Consider the following 2,945-nt stretch of genomic DNA (forward strand, 5'->3'; position numbering starts at 1 on the left):
TACACCCTAGGGTTCGTCGGCAGCGTCAGATGTGTATAAGGGACAGCCGTTCACATCGGGGGGGGGGAGGATGCGGTCACGATGACGACACGCATACCGAGGGTGTCGCCGTGCCGGACGTGGCCGCGTCAACGTGGATCTTTCCGGCCGAGGAACGTCCTATGAGCGTTCTGAGGTGCACCCGCGAAGGTCAGGCGGCGTCCATGCTCTCCTGACCCGCCAGTCACCCCTCGTTCACCCGGGCGGCCTGATTCCGCCCCGGCGTCCTGCCGCGGAGGGGGGTCACACAGGGGTCTCCTCGGGACCGATCCGGCTGCGTACGGCCGTCTGGACCTCTGCCTCCTCGGCCGGGTCGGCGGCGAGTCGTCGCAGTCGCTCGACGACGCGGGTGTCTCCGGTCTCGGCGTGCCGGGCGGCGATCTCCCGGGTGGTCTCCTCGCAGTCCCACAGGCATTCGACGGCGAAGCCGGTGGCGAAGGAGGGGTCGGTCGCGGCCAGGGCCCGGGCGGCCCGTCCGCGCAGATGGGAGGAGGCGGTCTCGCGGTAGACGTGGCGCAGTACGGGGGCGGCGCAGGCGATGCCGAGCCGTCCGGCGCCGTCCACGAGGGTCCACAGGGTCTGCGCGTCGGGGCCTTCGCCCCTCACGGCCTCCCGTAGCGCGGCGAGGACGAGGTCGCGGTCCTGCACTCCGCCCCGGCAGGCGAGGACGCGTCCGGCGGCGGCGCCCAGCGCGTCGGGCCGATGGGCCCAGCCGCGCGCCCGGTCCACGGCGGCCAGTGAGCGCATCCGTTCGAAGGCGTCGACGGCCGCGTCCACGACGAGCGTCGAGCCGGTGGCGACCGCGCCGTCGATCAGATCGAGGGCCTCGGGATCGTTGCCGTCGGCGAGGTACCGGAGGGCCGTACACCGGGCCCCGTCGGTACCGTCCTTCGCAGCCCGGACGATCTCGGCCCGGTCCTCGGGGCCCGCCACGGCGGTGAGACAGCGGGCGGCCGGCACATGGAGGGCGGCACCCCGCTCGATGCCCTGCTGGGCCCACTCGAAGACGGCCTGCACGCTCCATCCCGGGCGGGGGCCGGAGGGCCGCATCTGCCGCTGCCAGCGGTCGAAGGAGCCCGTCTCGTGGGCGGCACGCACGCGTGTCGCGACGGATTCGCGGGGATCCTCGGCCCACAGGCGCCACGGCCTGGGCTCGAAGGCGTCCCGGACGGTGACGGCGAGTTCGGCATCGCCCTCCGGATCGGCGGGGAACCGGGCGAGGACGGGTGCGGCGAGGGCGCGCAGGCCCGCGTCGTCGTCCCTGAGGGCGAGCTCGTCGAGGGCCCAGGCCCAGTTGGATCCGTGGGCGGCGTACCGGCGCAGGAGTTCCAGCGCGTCCCGCCTGCCGTAGGAGGCGAGGTGCCCCAGGACGGCGAGGGCGAGCCCGGTACGGGACTCTTCGGTGTCGAGGACGTCCTCGGCGCAGAAGAGATGGGCCTCTACCTCGTCCAGCTCGCCGTTCAGGTCGAGGTAGAGGCGGGCGTAGTAGAGGGAGCGGTTCTCCACCTGCCAGTCGTGGCGGGGATCGCGCAGCACACAGTGGTTCAACGCCGCCAGCGCCTCGGGGCGGGGGGCGGTGAGCGCGTGCAACGTGCCGTCGCCGCGGCCCCGCTGAAGCAGGCCGAGCAGCGTACCGCTGGGCGCTATGACCGGATCGAACATGGGAAACAGCCTCACATCAAGCGTCGACGCAACCGGGGACGTGTACTACCTGGCCGCGCGACAACACGTCGGAGTGCCCGCCGTTTCCTGCTTGCTGTAGACCATGTTCCTCTGCCTCTCGTCGGTGGCCCTTGCGGACCGCGTCACGGCCCGCGCGGTGCGGCAACACTTGCCCAACCATCACGACCGTGAACCACGTCGTCATGATGACTCGGCACTCTCGTCTGCCGCGACCGAAATTTCGGCGGCCCTGTACCGCCTCCCCCGTTTTCCGTGTTTTTGCTGGTCGGACCTGTCGGTTCAGTGCTCGCCGAACAGTTCGAGCAATTCCGTCCGGCCGAACATCCGAGCGGTGTCGACGGCCGAGGGGGTGCCGGCGGACGGGTCGGCGCCGCCCTCCAGGAGGGCTTTGATCACGTCCGTCTCGCCCTTGAAGACCGCTCCGGCGAGCGGGGTCTGGCCTCGGTCGTTCACCCGGTCGGCCTCGGCACCGCGCTCCAGCAGCGCGCGCACCGCGTCGGAGTGGCCGTGGTAGGCGGCGAGCATCACGAGCGAGTCGCCGCGGTCGTTGGTGAGGTTGGCCGGAACCCCCGCGTCGACGTACGCCACGAGCGCCTCGGTCTGTCCCCGCCGGGCCAGATCGAAGATCTTGGTCGCCAGTTCCACGACCTCGGGGTCGGGGACTTCGGTCATCGGCCGGACCACCTCTCCATTGCACATCGTCTCGGGTGCGTACGCCTGCGAGGGGCGCAGCCGTACGAGTGAATCGCCAGGGTACTGGCTCGTGCGGCACATGAGCCGATGTGCCCGAGGTAAAGATCAGCACAGACCCGGACAAGCGCAACAGCCCGGCTCCACCGGGCCCGGGACCACTCCGCCACGCGGGGGAAATCGTCCGCATTTCACCCAGTTGCACCTTTTATCGTATGGATACATCCTGTGAGCCTGGAAGTACTCATGGTGACTGTCCCCGCGAACCAGGAGAACTCAAATGATCCTCTCCATCTCAGGCGTGGTCCTGCTCGGCATCGTCGTCTTCATCTTCTTCCGCAAGGACGGGCTGAAGGCCTCGCATGCCGTGGTCGCCATGCTGTTCGGCTTCTACCTGGCGAGTACGGCCATCGCCCCGAGCATCAAGGCGGGCGGCGAGAGCCTGGCGAGCCTCCTCGGCGGGATCAAGTTCTGACGCCCCCGCTCCCCGTAGGCATCCCGCCCGTACGCACGCACTGGAGGCAGTAGTGGCC

General features: G+C 70.2%; 3 protein-coding genes. 1 reads left to right on the forward strand and 2 read right to left on the reverse strand.

Features of this window, described 5'->3' with window-relative positions:
• Positions 1-282: 282 nt before the first annotated feature.
• Positions 283-1,701: a hypothetical protein gene (locus C1J00_RS41330; protein WP_102913966.1), complete on the reverse strand. Its 1,419-nt coding sequence runs from the start codon at positions 1,699-1,701 to the stop codon at positions 283-285.
• 300 nt (positions 1,702-2,001) lie between these two features.
• A complete protein-coding gene (locus tag C1J00_RS41340; RefSeq protein WP_102913968.1) occupies positions 2,002-2,394 on the reverse strand; it encodes an ankyrin repeat domain-containing protein in 393 nt (130 codons plus the stop codon).
• Positions 2,395-2,692: 298 nt separating this feature from the next.
• On the opposite strand from C1J00_RS41340, the gene C1J00_RS41350 reads away from it, so the two are divergent.
• Positions 2,693-2,887 carry a hypothetical protein gene (locus C1J00_RS41350; RefSeq protein WP_030843336.1) on the forward strand — a complete coding sequence of 65 codons (195 nt, stop codon included), beginning with the start codon at positions 2,693-2,695 and terminating at the stop codon, positions 2,885-2,887.
• The last annotated feature ends 58 nt before the right edge of the window (positions 2,888-2,945 follow it).

Origin of the sequence: Streptomyces cahuitamycinicus (assembly GCF_002891435.1) — a bacterium.
GTDB lineage: Bacteria > Actinomycetota > Actinomycetes > Streptomycetales > Streptomycetaceae > Streptomyces > Streptomyces cahuitamycinicus.